We start from the raw sequence: 14647 nt of genomic DNA, 5'->3' as shown, positions 1-14647 counted from the left end.
CTAAAAAATCGTGTAATAATCGCTCAACAGTTGCCGGAATTTATCCGAATACGCATTCGAATTTTCCGGATGAATCACTAACGTATCTTCTGTGTATTCTGATACAGGCATTCTGCCAAAGCTTAGGATATGCCTGAATACGGCTTTCTGTGGATTGTGTTGTATCGCCAATTTATCCCACAAATATAAACCTTTTTTCTGAGCTACGCCTGTTAACTGGTCTGCCTCAAAGGGTGGAAGTAATACAATAAACTTTCCGTCAACGCTTAATAGATTAATAACCGCATCAATTAATTCATCGAATGTCAGTGTTGTGGCATGCAAGGCTTTATTGGTTTGCAAATCAGGAGATTGCAGAGAATTCTGATAAAAAGGTGGGTTCGAAATGATTAAATCATAAGGAGTATTTTCTTGATATTGTCTACTGAAAATCTGTACAGACTGATGGTAAAGGCTGATTCTATCTATAAATGCGCTTTCGGCTATATTGACTTTTGCCTGTGCAAAGGCATCATCATCTATTTCAACCGCATCAATGGTAGATTTGCTTCTTTGTGCCAGCATTAACGAGAGAAGCCCTGTCCCGGTGCCAATATCCAATATTTTCTGAGTATTCGATACGTCAGCATACGCACCTAAAATACAGGCATCAGTGCATACTTTCATAGCACATTTGTCCTGATTTATGATGAATTGCTTGAACTGGAAATATGATTTAGGCACACCTTTTGGCTTTAAAAGGGGCGAAGATAAGGCTTTTTGAGTAAATTAAGAAGCTACAACCTTCCCAAGCCTCTCCACTTCATCCAACAAAGCTATCAAATCAGTTTCAGTCGTAAGCGGGTTCATTAGAGAGACTCTCAGATAAAGCTTATCACCCAAAGTAGTTTGCACAATATAGAATTTACCTTCTTCCAAAAGCCGTTTTCTGATATTAGCATTTAATTCATTCAATGTGCCGGATGTAGATTTCAGACGGAAGCAAACAATATTGCTTTCCGGCTCCAGGGCTAATTCAAAGTTTGGGCGGGCTTTCAAGAGTGTTGCAAATTGCTTTCCTAAATCGTAGAGGTATTCTACATTATCCGTAAAAATCTGTTCTCCGTGTGCTTTTAGTATCGCATATACTTTCACACTCATCATTAACTTCGTACATTCAAAAGTTCGTTTACCTGAATTGAACCAGTCTTTTGAATGCTGATTGGCCCATAGGTATTGGGCTTTCTGTTGGAAAGTTCTGAAGGCATCGTCATTTCTTTTAAATATTACAGCTGTTATCAAGGCGGGTGCCATTAACATTTTATGCCAGTCTATCACCACCGAATCTGCTTGATTAATGCCTTTTACCAGATATTTGTATTTATCAGAGAACACGACTGCGCCACCATGTGCCCCATCGGCATGAAACCACAGTTCATGCTTTTGCGCAAAAGCAGCAATGGCTTCCAGATCATCATAACTTCCGGTAGAGGTAGAGCAGGCGCTTCCAATAATAGCTATAACATGCAAGCCTTTGTCGGTGGCCTCCTGATAGTATTGTTCCAATAAATCGGTTCTTATTTGCAGTAGTTCATTGGTTGGTACTTTGATAATCCCCTCGTTGCCCATCCCCATAATGCGAGCGGCACGGTCGATACAATAATGGGCTTCTTCTGATACCATTACTGCCAATCGTTCGTTGGTGCCATCTTCCCAGACATCGGTTTTGGCAGCTCTTGCGGCTAATAATGCCGTTAGGTTAGCTAATGTACCACCTGAAGTAAGCAAACCACCGCCGTTTTTATCAAACCCAATTTTTTTGGCTAATAGTTCTGAAAGGATACGTTCCAGTGGATTCGAAACGAGACCCATTTCATAAACCGCCATGCCATTGTTGAGCATGCTGCTAAGCATACCTGCCAATGCCGAGATAGGGACAGGTGGTGTCACCTGATGCCCCATATACCGTGGATGATGCAGATGATTAGAATATTGAATAGTCTTGCTGAAAAATTCAGTTACATCACCTTGCCCTTGCTCATAATCTTCCTGCCAGAAAGCCAGGCTTTCTTCCGGGTCTTTGTAGGGGATAACCATTTCTAACGAGCCGCTTTGGGCTTGTTCAAGATAATCAGCCAATTGGTCAACTAAGTTGTGCGCTTGTTGACGAAAAAGGTCTGGGGAAAAGGCTTTTTGTAGGAGAGATTCCATGACGGTATTGTGGTTTGTTGTACTACGCCTGCCAGAAATAATAATAATTCTGCTCGCGCACCCAACCCAGACGCTCGTATAAACTCTGGGCTTTAGTATTATCGGGGGTAGTTTCTAATAATAGGCCTTTATGGCCCTGTTGTTGGATGAAATGCTGCGCAGTAGCTAAGAGAATCTTGCCTATGCCCTTACTTCTGAGCGTTTCTTTAACAAATAAATCATTGAGTGTCCATGAGCGACGCATGGAAACCGATGAAAACATCGGATATAATTGTGTGAATCCTAAAGGCTGATTATCTTCTAAAGCCAGAAAAATAACGGACTCCTTATTCGCTATTCGTTCTGCCAGAAACTGTTTGGCTCCCTCAATATCTGGTGCTTGTCCATAATGTTGACGGTAAGCATCAAATACCGCAGCCACGGCATCAACGTGCTGCAATTCGGCTTGTACAATCTGGATGTTTTCAGTTAAGGAAATAACGGGAATAATAGATAATAGCTCGCTCATGATTCATAAGATTAGTAGTGCAAAGCAAATATTTATTTATGATAACAAAAAATACTTAATTTTGATTAATTGATGCGTTTTAGGAATCAATTAATTTCTTGCTTGCATATTTATACTATGGATTTACGAACCTTAGAGAATTTTCTGAAACTGACCGAAAGGCTGAACTATCGAAAAACAGCCGAAGATATATACATTGCCCAACCTGCCCTGAGCCGCCAGATTATGCAATTGGAAGAAGAATTGGGCGTGCAATTATTCAATCGTCATAAAAGAAAGGTAGAGCTTACCGAAGCAGGTATGTATTTCAGAGATGAGGCCAAACGGATTTTAGAAGATTTTGAAAGAGTATGCCAACGGACGACACAGATACACAGGGGAGAGGGAGGTGAGATTCGCATAGCCCATTCAAGTTCATCAATGCAATTTTTATTACCTGCCATCTTAGCCAAGATTCAGAAAGAAATACCTTCTATGCAAACGGTGCTGATAGAATCGACAAATGTATATGAAATCAATGCCTTAATGAATCGAACGATAGATGTAGGTTTCGGGCCTAATATGATTGTACCCAAAGAAATCAATGCACGTACACTTTATGCCGAAAACTTTGTGATACTGTTGCCGCAAAATCATTGGCTGAACGACGAAAATTTTCATTCATTGGCACAATTAGCTGATGAGAATTTTATATTGCCCTCACGCAGTGAAAGCTCGGGGTATGTAGAAAGTATTGAAGCCTTATGCCAGAATTATGGCTTTATTCCGAAAGTTGCCTATCAATCTGGTAATACGAATACAGTACTACGTTTGGTAGAAGCGGGTGTCGGAGTATCTATAGAACCTAAATCAGCTTTGAGTGGACAAAGTATGAATGTGCGCCACATTGAGCTTACTGACCTCAGTATCAAGTCAGAAATGCGTATGGTATGGCTTCGGGGTAGAGAAAAAGAACTGAACCGCTTTTTTGATATTGTAGATGAAGTAATAAAGAATAATTGTTTAAAATAGTCAGAAATATTATTTATGTTTGTTAAACAATTGCGTAATTCCATGAGTTACGTATATACACTTTAAAGAATCCCAGATAATGCCAAGCCCCCATCAACAAAATGGAGGTGATGTACTTACATTACCTACCCAAAAACTGCTATTGAGCCTTTCTTTAGAAGATTTAGCGAGATTCGTAACTAGTTTAGATATGGATGAACTCATTGAACTTCTACATTTCTACGAATTTAAGGAGCGCTTTGAAGCCTGCATTGTGGTCAGAAATCATATGAAAGATGAACGTAAAAGAATGCAAGAGAAAGGTTCCTTGCTCGTTTACTCATAGATTTAATTCCTCCTTATAGTCACAAAAAAATAAAAGCCGCTCAATGAGCAGCCCTATTCCAAAATGTTTTGCTGTGACTAAAGTTCGCAATTTAGCAATTATATTTTTAACAGGCAACAAATCTGCCTGATGTGTCTACTTTCTGCCTAGATTCATGCGGATATTATTCCGATTTCAAGATTTTTCTGCAACTATAATGCTACAAATAGCTGTAAAACAAAATCACGTGTACCAAAGACATATCTTCAATTTTGCTCGACCATATCCCATTATCTGTTTGGTTGGGTACGGGTCTCGCCTGTAAATAATAGCTGAATTTAGCATAGTCAAAAACTTTTCCTACTTCTTTATCCAGACAACGATACTTAGCATCAGCGCCAGAAGAAGTGATGGTAGTTAGAGTCGTGGTGGTAAGCGCGGTAAGGCTGGGGTCGGGATATACTTCAAATAAGCTCACCTCCAGATTCGACAAAATATTGTCTTTAAAACAGACCCGCATTTTATTTATCTTTACGATATATGGTAAATACCCGGCCGGAGCTATCAGACGCATATTTGTACTCCCATTTCCGGCTATCTCTCCAATATTGAAATTGACTGGTCCCTGGTCATTGATACTTCTGAAATCGGCTGCCGGAATAGAAATGAATAATTCATCGCTTGAAGACTGGTTGATTAATACCCCATCAGGGTCTGAGAAAACGGGCCTTTTACCAACACCACTTAAAGTAGTTGCTTTGAGTGTACCAGGGAGTGCCTCTGAATGTTGGGCAATAGCGTAACTGCTTGCTATCAGGCAAGTAGCCAAAAGGGTAAAGATTTTTTTCATGGTAATAAAATCGATTTAGAAGAGTTTGAGAACGCTAAATAAATCAATTAGAAACCCCCAAGAAAGCATGAATGAGTATTTGGTAACCTGTGTGAGTAGTTGGTAGAATTGGGATGATATTTGGTATTTGAATAAAAGCCATAATTTTTGGATACGGTCTAAAACCTTTCCTTTAAAATGCTTACTTTTGCAAAAAAATTGCTCAACATAATTCTTTAAACGTAATGTTAAGAACTCATACCTGCGGACAATTGCGTATCGCAGATGTAAATCAGACAGTTACCTTATGCGGATGGGTACAAGTTGTTCGGGATAAAGGTGGTATTATTTATATTGACCTTCGCGACCGCTATGGTATTACACAACTAATATTAAATGAAAATAGCAGCGATGCCGACGTGATAGCTCTTGCTCGTACATTAAGCCGTGAATTTGTAATTCAAGCTACGGGTGAAGTGATTGAGCGTGTATCAAAAAATGATAAAATTCTGACAGGAGATGTTGAAATTAAAGTTTCTACTTTAGAGATATTGAACCCTGCTAAATTACCTCCATTCCTGATTCAGGATGAAACCGACGGTGGCGACGATATTCGTATGAAATACCGTTACCTTGATTTACGTCGTAACGCCGTTCGTCAGAACTTACAATTGCGCCATAAAATGGCTCAACAAACCCGAAATTTTCTTGATGGCCAGGATTTTATTGAGGTAGAAACTCCGGTTTTGATTAAGTCTACACCAGAGGGTGCGAGAGACTTTGTGGTGCCAAGCCGTATGAATCCGGGTGAGTTTTATGCTTTACCGCAATCACCACAGACCTTTAAGCAATTGTTGATGGTATCGGGTTTTGACCGATATTACCAGATTGTAAAATGTTTCCGTGATGAAGACTTACGTGCGGATCGCCAGCCTGAATTTACACAGATAGACTGCGAGATGTCTTTTGTGAAGCAGGAAGATATTCTGCAGATGTTTGAGGGCTTGATTCGTCATTTATTCAAGACTGTGAAAAACATTGATATGCCTGAAGTACCACGTATGACCTATGCTGATGCTATGCGATTATATGGTTCTGATAAGCCAGATACCCGCTTCGGAATGCAGTTTGTAGAATTGAACGACGTAGTAAAAGGTAAAGATTTCGTTGTGTTCGATTCTGCTGAATTAGTGGTAGGTATTAATGCAACAGGTTGTGCAGAATATACCCGTAAACAAATAGATGAAATAACGGAGTGGGTGAAACGCCCACAGGTAGGAGCGAAGGGATTAGCTTATATCAGATTCAATGCTGATGGCACTCTGAAATCATCATTCGATAAATTCTTTGATGAAGCAGCTTTGAAACAAATCGCTGAGAAATTTGATGCCAAAGCAGGTGACTTGATTTTGATTCTTGCCGGAGAAGCCAATAAAACACGTAAACAGTTAAACGAACTACGCCTGGAAATGGGTAGCCGTCTGGGTTTACGTAAGCCGGATGAATTCAAGGCGTTGTGGGTTTTAGACTTCCCATTATTAGAATATGGCGAAGAAGAAAACCGCTGGTTTGCTATGCACCACCCGTTCACTAGTCCTAAACCGGAAGACATTCCTTTATTGGAGACAGCAGATTTAGGTAACGTAAGAGCCAATGCCTATGATATGGTTATCAACGGAACTGAAGTAGGAGGGGGCTCGGTACGTATCTTCCAGAGACCATTGCAACAAAAGATGTTTGGTATCTTAGGTTTTACCGAAGAAGAAGCTAAAAAACAATTCGGCTTCCTGATGGATGCTTTTGAATTTGGTGCACCTCCACATGCAGGTATCGCCTTTGGTTTCGACCGTCTCTGTTCAATTTTCGGTGGCGCAGATTCAATTCGCGACTTTATTGCGTTCCCTAAAAACAATTCAGGCCGCGATATGATGATTGACTCGCCATCAACCATTGACCAGAAACAAATGGATGAATTGAAGATTAAGACGGTGTTGTAATAACATACGTGCCGACTTGAGTCGGCACCGCAATAAAAATCCTTTGTTATTTTAGCCAGCGAATTTATTCGCTGACACACTAACTGTCTTCGGGCAAAAATAAAACGAGAACCCATCAAAGTTCTCGTTTTATTTTTGCTATCTGTCTAATTCTCGGAAGTTCAGCGAATAAATTCGCCGGCTAAAATAACAAAGGAATATGTTGCTTGCATAGCCGGACTCAAGTCCGGCTTTCATATATAAAATTTCCTTTTTTAGGGTGCACCCTTACTTCTTCACACAGGCAGCCAGATAGGCTTCAAAAATATTAATATAATTCTGGCCTGTTACAGAGTTAAACTCACCTGTATCAATTCTTTTTTGCATAGCCGGACAATCAGCGAAGTATGATTTCAATGATTTTTTAGCGGTCAATGCCGGAATCTGATAGTATTTCTCTTCCTTTGGTTTTTTCAATGCCCAATCGCTTTGCGGAAAAACCTCGTTGTAAACAGATAGTCTTGGGTGAATTTTCACCTCTTCCATCAAGGCATAACGGTCGCTGTCCTGAAGTACATCACCTACTACACCTACTTTATAGGTTTTGCCATCTTTGGTTTTGATGTGAGCAATGTCGTCTATTTTTCTTTTCACGGGTTTTTTCTGGCCTTCAATTTCGATTTGTACAGAGGCATTATCAGTTTTGAAGGCGCTTAATACACCACCTAAAGTCAATGCACCACCCTCACTTCTTCTATAGTCTTTCACCGGAGGGTTATCATTCATCAACTTTATTTTACCTACAAATTTATCGCCTTTGTTATCCAGTAGTTCACCTTCTATCTGCACATATCTGAAAACATCGGCTGATTTTTTGTATTCAGGTAAAACAGGAGCTTCTGCGATAGGACTGATATTTTTGGCTTCTTTCGATTCGGTAGTATACTCTTTCACCGCCTTGATATTATCCATTAACATATTATGGTTAGAAGCCATACCTAAAAACTTACGATCGTTTTCTTTTACTATAGCTGCATATTTCTCAGTGGCTGGCATATTACCTAATAACAAGTTCGAAAAGGCAAGGTTGTAGGCAGCAGCCATTCTTACATCTTTTGTGTCGTCTTCATCTTTTACCTGATATTTCAACAATGTTTCCCAATATTTTTGTGCTTCACCAAATAGATTAGGCCATTGGTCGCGGCTTACACCTGAGATAGACGGAAATACCTGCGTAGAAAGGTTGAAATCTGTCAGATCAGTTTTCTTAGGCAATTTCAGATCAACATATTGTGCTTTTAATACAGGGCCATATAGGTAGTATAAAGTAAAGTCATTGATAAGCTCCTGATATGTAGTATACAAAACGCTATACATAACCTGATAAGGTCTTACGTCGCTATCCACGATAAAAGTATTTACTTTCGGCGCCTGAAAACGTTGGTAGATAATCTTGCCTTCTTTGTCTTTCACTTCTACATTGGCCTCAATTCCCATTACAAAGGCCGGAGAACGCGAAATACTTTTTGAATCAAGAAATTCAAATTTGCTGACATTATAGGTTATCTTGAAATCGCCGTCAATTTCATGTTTTAAACCATAAATAACCATATCTTCTGCCCATGATGAAGCGCTGTAAGCACCACCATTCCGACTAACCATCGCCTCAAAAGTAGTAGGGGCATTCAGTTTTAAAGTGTAGCTTTTATAATTAGCATAATTAAGGTCAACAGGAGCTACAGGCCCTCGCATATTGATACTTTTTGGGTCTCTTTTTTGAGAATAACCTACAACAGTAGTCAAAAGAAGTAGGATAAGCATTAAATGTTTTTTCATTGGAAATCTATTTAGTGATTGGTAGTATTGAGTGATTGAGTGAGTTAGTGATTGAGTGATTGAATAGATTAGATTAGATTAGAAGTTTAATCACTCATTCACTCAATCGCTCATTCACTCAATTATTTATTGTAAACTCGGGTTATGTCTGGTATTGGTTTTAGCTAGTTTCATCGCATCGGCCATTATATTGGCATATTCAGCCAGTTTCTCGCCATCTTTTTCGTCAAATTCATTCTTGATTAACCCTTCTGCCTCTTCTCTTGCTTTTTCAGGTTTATCCAAATAATAGTAGATAGTTGACAGGTTGTAATAAGCCGAGTAACGAAGTTTTCTATTACGTTTATCATCGCCTTTATACTTCGTTTTCAAAGACTGTAAGTAATCAATCAATGGAGCAAGGTTGTTTTCTAAATCAGTAATAGGCTGGTCGGCTTTCATGGTTTTGAACAACTCTTTCACTGCCTGAATAGCCTCTTGCTGAGTCTGGTATTCAGGATGATCTTTTGAGTTCAGTATCCACAAATAATCATCGGTTTCAATTGGGGTGAATCCATAGGTAAAATTCAGATTGTTATTTACTCTGTTGATTGAGCCATCAACAAAACTTCTTAATTTCTCTGAATAAATTGCTTCTTTTTGGCCTTCAAACTCTTTACTTACAGCTGCCGAACTGGTGTTTTTACCGGTCGTATAAGTTTCAGAAATGCCCAGACCAATATTGAAACCACCGGTTACTTCCGGTTCTTTGTTCACACTCACATTGGCTAAGAAACGATTGTTCGTTTTGGCTTCTTCTTTTTTCTTTAGCTCCTGTTGTTCCTTTTCTGTTAATGGTTTAGGAGTTACAGGGCCTTTTATACGTGCTATACCTCTTGCCTCATAACCGGCTTCAACCCAATAGTTGGTGGTTCTTGAAGTTACTTTGCCGTCTTTGTCTTTCTGTTCGCTCGTTTCTGATTTTGTGCTTGCACCTCTGTAAGCAAAATCGTCAAGATTCATTTCAATACCTACGGTTGGGCTGGCTTCTACTTTTTTCCAGCCATCGATTCTGATTTTGTCATAAACGATGTTTTCGTCAGTGTATGAACGTAAGGCACCGCCCACTACGACTCTGGCCCCGTAGGTGCGTTTTTCTAAGGGCACATATTCTTTTGGCAGGCGTTGGTAACTGACTTTGAAGTGAAATTTGTCTAAATCTACTTTCTGCGCATAGCTCGCTGAAAACGATGCTATTAAGGCAAGCGTAAGGAGTTTTCTCATAAGGTATTACATAAGTGTTTATGGTAAAAAATAAAATAGTCATAGCGCATCCTTAGTCATGAAATGCCTAAGGAGTATTAGTTTTAAATCTGGCTATTGGTAGAAGTTTGGCAGATTCAGACCTGAATCTTTACTTCTCTTGGTATAACAGTTTATAACACCGGAATTAAATCTGTAATGGGACAGATTAACGCAATGAAGCTAAACCGCCATTGGTTTTGAAAATGTGTGATGTATCAGCAGAAAAATACTGATAGAGATAAGATGATGTTAACTTTTTTAGAACAGCTAAGAAACCCTGATGAATGGATTTGCTGCCATTATTGGCGAATAGAATAGTTTCGCTTATTTTATTCAGTATCAAGATGGGCAATGGGATGGATATATGCCTGACTTGTGAGAACAACAAGTAAAATAATGTAAGAAACATAATACAATTCAGCAGTTTTTAACTTTTTTAGTCTTTCAGCGAAAAAGACAAATGACTTATCTAACCGCGAAATAAGTAAAAATTTTCTACTTTATAAAGTATGCAAGCTTAATTCTTAATTTTTTCTTAATTTCTTAATAATCCAATTGGTGAAAATGAGATTAGCATAAGTTTTTAGAATAATTGCAATGGAATTGCTTGATAGAATGTTTGTTTTTACGGTACTTTGATGCGAACATTATTTTTCAATTATATCAAACCAATTTTTAACAATTATGCGCAAAACAATTACAAAGCTGTTGGTAATTTTTACTGCTGGACTATTAACACTCAGTTGTGACAAAAAGAATGAAGAAATTTCACCTGCCAATCAGATGGGTTATGATGGTAAAACCTATGATATATCTCAAGGATTTACGCATTTAGAAGAAAATAATGACAAAGATAAAGAAGAAATTATCCTGACACTCTTAACCTCTTCTTTTAAAGTACAACATAAGGATGGAAAGATAGAATCGTTTAGCGGGACAATGACCGGAGTGTATTTATGGGTTTACACAAAAAAGGGTAGTAAAGGACTAGAACCTGGAGAATATATTGCCGATACCAACTACGAAGAGAAACCAAATACATTTTCAGGGGGCATTGAATTGAATGCTGACCCGAATGACCCAACAGATGATTTTGAAGCTTACCTGAATATTGGAAAATTAACCGTAAAAAAGAATAATTCTATTTATGAAGTGGCTTTAGAATGTGTTGATGAAAATGGCAAAAAGGTTAAACTTTTCTATAAAGGTGAGATAATAAATTTGCAATAATAGAAACACAAATGCCTTCATGATTCGAATCATGAAGGCATTTGTGTTTCTATTATCACTGCGGATTAGCCGTTTGCATCTTCTGTTCTTCTTTCTTTTTCTTCTCATTTTCCTCGGCCTGCTTTCTGAAATATCTTCTGAATAAGAAATTATGTTTTAAAGCCTCCAGATTCTGGTCTAGTTTTGCGCTGCTGCTTTCCAGATTACTGATGGTTTGTCTGATATTATTAGCCGCTTTCGGGTCGTGCAATAATACCCCAATTGTATTATTAGGATTATTCAACAACGCATTGGTTGTTTGCTCAAGGTTGCCCACTGTTTTCTGAGCCGAAGCCGTCGTTTCTTTCAAAGTCTGTGAGGTGCTTTGTAGCGAAGCAACTGTATTTTTGATAGATGGATAAATCTCTTTGTCAGTCGCTAATGAGTTGATAAAATTACCCTCAGCAGTTAATTTATCAGTGAGAGATGCTAGAGAAGCAGCGCCTTTTTTCAAATCTCTGGTGGCAGCTTCAACGGTCGACATACTTTTAGAGATACTGGCGTAAAGCGCCTCGTCTTTCATCAGTTTACCCAAAGAGCCTTGTCCTGCGCGAATATCAGCCGTTAATCCTTTTAAATCGCTGGTGATAGCCAGAATATTTTTATTGTTGGCCTGTAAAGTTGATAGCATTTCCTGTTGTGAAACATCATTCTCTACAACAAAATTATGGCCACTTTGTATCATTGGCGTATTAGCTGAACCACCAGAAATCAGGATGATTGGATTCCCAATCAAACCGTCAGAACTTACTCTTACTGTGGCATCTTTCTTGATAAAAGGCTGAGACTTGTCTTCAATACTGAATAATACCCGCACTTTAGAGTCGGGTGTAAAGGAGATTTCTTGTACTGTGCCTACTTTCACACCAGCAAACCATACATTATTACCTTTGGTAAGTCCATTGACACTACCGAACGTAGCCGTAGCATCAATACGTGTGATGAACGTTTTACGCATGGTTCCGAGTGTCAGAATGGCAGCAGCTAAGATTATCACACCTATTAAGATAAATAAACCAACTTTAGCCGCTACTCTCGATGAAGATTCTGGGTTCGCCATATACCTATTTCTTTTGATTTTCTATAAAATTGTAATCGTAAAAATTCTTGATTCTCGGATCAGGATTCGTAAACACTTCGTCAAATGTTCCCTGAAACTTAAAGTTGCCGTCAAACAATACTGCTACGCGGTCGCCTGTCTCTTTAGCACAGGTCAGGTCGTGTGTGATAATAATAGAACTTGTCTTATAATTTTCTTTTACTTCGTTAATTAACTGATTAATTTCCATACAGGTAATAGGGTCAAGACCAGCAGTAGGCTCATCATACAGCATAATCTTCGGATTCATGATAAGCGTACGGGCAATCCCTATCCGTTTCTTTTGTCCCCCTGATAACTCGGCCGGCATCTGGTCAATAGATTTCAATAAGCCTACTGAGTCTAATACCTTATTCACCGCTTTGTTTATTTCGCCTCTACTCATATTCCGCACATTTCTTACCAACGGAAACTCCAGATTTTCTCTCACGGTCATACTATCATATAAGGCACTATTCTGAAACGAAAAGCCTATTTTCAAGCGTAGTTCGTTCATGGCTTTTTTATCCAATTCTGTTACCTCTTGCCCTAGTACCTTTACATTTCCTTTGTCGGCAGGGAGTAATCCGGCAATGATTTTAATCAGAACCGATTTCCCTGTTCCTGATCTACCCAGAACCACCATGTTCTCGCTCTCATAGACATCCAGATTGGCATCTATTAAAACCTTTCTATCGCCAAATGCCTTATACAGATGTTCTATTTCTATTGCTTTGTTCATGTTGTCTATTGAGTGATTGAGTGATTGTGTGATTGAGTGATTAAATTTTATTATTTGAAGCGTATCAGATTTTATCTAATTACTAAATCAATCATTCACTAAATCACTCAATGATTCTATCTAAACCAGTTAGTTACCTGTACTATAAATACTTCTTCAATAAATATCAAAAACATCGACATGACAACCGATGCATTGGCGGCTTTACCTACACCTAAAGTACCATTGGTGGCATTGTATCCTTTATAACAACCTACTATACCAATTGTAAAACCATATGCCACCGATTTGATGACAGCTGTCCATAAATCCAGGTAAACAATACTATTAAATGCCTGCTCAAGAAAAGCCGGGAAACTAGTGTCTTCGTTGGTAGTTACATTCAGAAATACTCCTGTCATGGCCATCAATCCACAATAAAAAGACAGAATAGGGATAGTAATCGTTGTAGCCAGCACTCGTGTAACCACTAAAAACTTAATCGGATTAACGGCTGATACCTCCATCGCATCTACCTGCTCGGTAACTTTCATGGAGCCTAATTCTGCCCCAATGCTTGACCCTACTTTACCTGCACATATCAAAGACGTAACTAAAGGTGCAAGGGCTCTGATGATGGCAATAGTTACCAGTGAAGGAAGCCATGAGGTTGCTCCAAAACTCTCTAATGATGGACGTGATTGTTTGGTAAATACGAAACCTGTGACAAAACCCGTTAATGATATTAATAGCAATGAACTGTTACCGATACGATAACACTGATTGACAAACTCTTTAAATTCAAAATTTCCACTAAGTGTTTCTTTAAAGAATAACAGCAGGAAGTCGGCACCATCTTTAAATCCAATCAGCCAGTCGTCTATTTTCTCGGAGAACAAATTTTTCTTTGTATGTGAACTCATATTTTCATGCATTAGTGGAGATACGGCGCCTCAAAGTTATCAAAGTAAATTTAGTAAATTAGTAATCCATCTACGTTTTTCAGGAATTTATATACGTATGTGGAAAAAAATGCTCAAAATGTGGTTGGATTATTTAGGCAATTGGTCTACTTTTTCCATCTAACAAAATAAATACCATCAAAATTCTTTCCAATCTCTAAGTATTTTCTTTAATTTTGGTTAATCTATTGACAGTCAACTTAATAAATTACTATGGCAGTTTACAACCTTAACATTAACGGGAAAGTCTATAAAACAGACGTAGCCCCCGACACACCTCTGCTTTGGGTTTTACGTGATCATTTAGGACTTTTAGGTACAAAATATGGCTGCGGAATGGCCATGTGTGGTGCCTGTACGGTTCATATCAATGGCGAAGCAACCCGTACCTGTATCTTACCTGTTTCGTCGGTTAGCGCCGCTAAGATAACTACCATTGAAGGATTATCAGAGAAAGGAGACCATCCGGTGCAAACCGCGTGGAATGAGGTGGATGTTCCTCAATGTGGGTATTGCCAGGCCGGGCAAATCATGACTGCCGCGGCGTTTTTGAAAAGCAACCCTAAACCAACTACGGAAGAGATAGAGACTGCTATGTCAAATAACTTGTGCCGTTGTGGTACTTACCACCGCATCAGAGAAGCCGTTCAATTAGCCGCAACCAAAATGAAACAATAAC

The 14647-nt window shown here is 38.8% G+C and carries 15 protein-coding genes; 5 read left to right on the top strand and 10 right to left on the bottom strand.

The window, feature by feature from the left end:
* The 3 genes from D0T08_RS03730 to D0T08_RS03720 all read right to left on the bottom strand — a co-directional run bounded on the left by D0T08_RS03730 (position 1) and on the right by D0T08_RS03720 (position 2698).
* Entirely contained in the window at positions 1–666 is a 666-nt protein-coding gene (locus D0T08_RS03730; protein ID WP_116981230.1) for a tRNA1(Val) (adenine(37)-N6)-methyltransferase, read from the bottom strand.
* A 102-nt stretch (positions 667–768) separates the two neighbouring features.
* Entirely contained in the window at positions 769–2190 is a 1422-nt protein-coding gene (locus D0T08_RS03725; protein ID WP_116981229.1) for a pyridoxal-dependent decarboxylase, read from the bottom strand.
* A 22-nt stretch (positions 2191–2212) separates the two neighbouring features.
* Positions 2213–2698 (bottom strand): GNAT family N-acetyltransferase, encoded by a 486-nt coding sequence (locus tag D0T08_RS03720; RefSeq protein WP_116981228.1) that lies wholly within the window; start codon positions 2696–2698, stop codon positions 2213–2215.
* 117 nt (positions 2699–2815) lie between these two features.
* Between D0T08_RS03720 and D0T08_RS03715 the strand changes: the two genes are divergently transcribed.
* Positions 2816–3709: a LysR family transcriptional regulator gene (locus D0T08_RS03715; RefSeq protein WP_116981227.1), complete on the top strand. Its 894-nt coding sequence runs from the start codon at positions 2816–2818 to the stop codon at positions 3707–3709.
* Positions 3710–3788: 79 nt separating this feature from the next.
* The gene (locus tag D0T08_RS03710; protein WP_116981226.1) at positions 3789–4034 is read left to right on the top strand and encodes a hypothetical protein; all 246 of its coding nucleotides are present in this window, start codon (positions 3789–3791) and stop codon (positions 4032–4034) included.
* Positions 4035–4233: 199 nt separating this feature from the next.
* Here D0T08_RS03710 and D0T08_RS03705 read toward each other — a convergent pair whose 3' ends face one another.
* Complete coding sequence (locus D0T08_RS03705; protein ID WP_116981225.1) at positions 4234–4863, bottom strand: hypothetical protein; 630 nt, start codon at positions 4861–4863, stop codon at positions 4234–4236.
* Positions 4864–5087: 224 nt separating this feature from the next.
* Between D0T08_RS03705 and aspS the strand changes: the two genes are divergently transcribed.
* A complete protein-coding gene (aspS, locus tag D0T08_RS03700; protein ID WP_116981224.1) occupies positions 5088–6839 on the top strand; it encodes an aspartate--tRNA ligase in 1752 nt (583 codons plus the stop codon).
* 267 nt (positions 6840–7106) lie between these two features.
* On the opposite strand, the gene D0T08_RS03695 is transcribed toward aspS, so the two are convergent.
* From D0T08_RS03695 to D0T08_RS27415, 3 genes are all read right to left on the bottom strand, one after another.
* Positions 7107–8654, bottom strand: a complete 1548-nt coding sequence (locus D0T08_RS03695; RefSeq protein WP_116981223.1) for a hypothetical protein — start codon at positions 8652–8654, stop codon at positions 7107–7109.
* Positions 8655–8780: 126 nt separating this feature from the next.
* A complete protein-coding gene (locus D0T08_RS03690) occupies positions 8781–9917 on the bottom strand; it encodes a hypothetical protein (RefSeq protein ID WP_116981222.1) in 1137 nt (378 codons plus the stop codon).
* Positions 9918–10104: 187 nt separating this feature from the next.
* Positions 10105–10347, bottom strand: coding sequence for a hypothetical protein (locus tag D0T08_RS27415; protein ID WP_147322697.1), 243 nt, complete (start codon positions 10345–10347; stop codon positions 10105–10107).
* A gap of 275 nt (positions 10348–10622) precedes the next feature.
* On the opposite strand from D0T08_RS27415, the gene D0T08_RS03685 reads away from it, so the two are divergent.
* The gene (locus D0T08_RS03685; protein ID WP_116981221.1) at positions 10623–11168 is read left to right on the top strand and encodes a hypothetical protein; all 546 of its coding nucleotides are present in this window, start codon (positions 10623–10625) and stop codon (positions 11166–11168) included.
* Positions 11169–11223: 55 nt separating this feature from the next.
* Here D0T08_RS03685 and D0T08_RS03680 read toward each other — a convergent pair whose 3' ends face one another.
* The 3 genes from D0T08_RS03680 to D0T08_RS03670 all read right to left on the bottom strand — a co-directional run bounded on the left by D0T08_RS03680 (position 11224) and on the right by D0T08_RS03670 (position 13929).
* Positions 11224–12267, bottom strand: a complete 1044-nt coding sequence (locus D0T08_RS03680) for an MlaD family protein (protein ID WP_116981220.1) — start codon at positions 12265–12267, stop codon at positions 11224–11226.
* Positions 12268–12271: 4 nt separating this feature from the next.
* Positions 12272–13027, bottom strand: coding sequence for an ABC transporter ATP-binding protein (locus D0T08_RS03675; protein WP_116981219.1), 756 nt, complete (start codon positions 13025–13027; stop codon positions 12272–12274).
* A gap of 116 nt (positions 13028–13143) precedes the next feature.
* Positions 13144–13929: an ABC transporter permease gene (locus tag D0T08_RS03670; RefSeq protein ID WP_116981493.1), complete on the bottom strand. Its 786-nt coding sequence runs from the start codon at positions 13927–13929 to the stop codon at positions 13144–13146.
* Between the two features lie 252 nt (positions 13930–14181).
* On the opposite strand from D0T08_RS03670, the gene D0T08_RS03665 reads away from it, so the two are divergent.
* Positions 14182–14646 (top strand): (2Fe-2S)-binding protein, encoded by a 465-nt coding sequence (locus tag D0T08_RS03665; protein ID WP_116981218.1) that lies wholly within the window; start codon positions 14182–14184, stop codon positions 14644–14646.
* Position 14647: the final 1 nt, after the last annotated feature.

The organism is Emticicia sp. C21 (assembly GCF_003418935.1).
Taxonomy (GTDB): Bacteria; Bacteroidota; Bacteroidia; order Cytophagales; family Spirosomataceae; genus Emticicia.
This window is presented reverse-complemented; position numbering and strand designations above follow the sequence as displayed.

What these genes read in the sequence shown, in the direction of transcription:
- D0T08_RS03730 (WP_116981230.1), bottom strand. Translation starts at nt 666, where the DNA reads ATGAAAGTATGCACTGATGCCTGTATTTTAGGTGCGTATGCTGACGTA.
- D0T08_RS03725 (WP_116981229.1), bottom strand. Translation starts at nt 2,190, where the DNA reads ATGGAATCTCTCCTACAAAAAGCCTTTTCCCCAGACCTTTTTCGTCAA.
- D0T08_RS03720 (WP_116981228.1), bottom strand. Translation starts at nt 2,698, where the DNA reads ATGAGCGAGCTATTATCTATTATTCCCGTTATTTCCTTAACTGAAAAC.
- D0T08_RS03715 (WP_116981227.1), top strand. Translation starts at nt 2,816, where the DNA reads ATGGATTTACGAACCTTAGAGAATTTTCTGAAACTGACCGAAAGGCTG.
- D0T08_RS03710 (WP_116981226.1), top strand. Translation starts at nt 3,789, where the DNA reads ATGCCAAGCCCCCATCAACAAAATGGAGGTGATGTACTTACATTACCT.
- D0T08_RS03705 (WP_116981225.1), bottom strand. Translation starts at nt 4,863, where the DNA reads ATGAAAAAAATCTTTACCCTTTTGGCTACTTGCCTGATAGCAAGCAGT.
- aspS (WP_116981224.1), top strand. Translation starts at nt 5,088, where the DNA reads ATGTTAAGAACTCATACCTGCGGACAATTGCGTATCGCAGATGTAAAT.
- D0T08_RS03695 (WP_116981223.1), bottom strand. Translation starts at nt 8,654, where the DNA reads ATGAAAAAACATTTAATGCTTATCCTACTTCTTTTGACTACTGTTGTA.
- D0T08_RS03690 (WP_116981222.1), bottom strand. Translation starts at nt 9,917, where the DNA reads ATGAGAAAACTCCTTACGCTTGCCTTAATAGCATCGTTTTCAGCGAGC.
- D0T08_RS27415 (WP_147322697.1), bottom strand. Translation starts at nt 10,347, where the DNA reads ATGTTTCTTACATTATTTTACTTGTTGTTCTCACAAGTCAGGCATATA.
- D0T08_RS03685 (WP_116981221.1), top strand. Translation starts at nt 10,623, where the DNA reads ATGCGCAAAACAATTACAAAGCTGTTGGTAATTTTTACTGCTGGACTA.
- D0T08_RS03680 (WP_116981220.1), bottom strand. Translation starts at nt 12,267, where the DNA reads ATGGCGAACCCAGAATCTTCATCGAGAGTAGCGGCTAAAGTTGGTTTA.
- D0T08_RS03675 (WP_116981219.1), bottom strand. Translation starts at nt 13,027, where the DNA reads ATGAACAAAGCAATAGAAATAGAACATCTGTATAAGGCATTTGGCGAT.
- D0T08_RS03670 (WP_116981493.1), bottom strand. Translation starts at nt 13,929, where the DNA reads ATGAGTTCACATACAAAGAAAAATTTGTTCTCCGAGAAAATAGACGAC.
- D0T08_RS03665 (WP_116981218.1), top strand. Translation starts at nt 14,182, where the DNA reads ATGGCAGTTTACAACCTTAACATTAACGGGAAAGTCTATAAAACAGAC.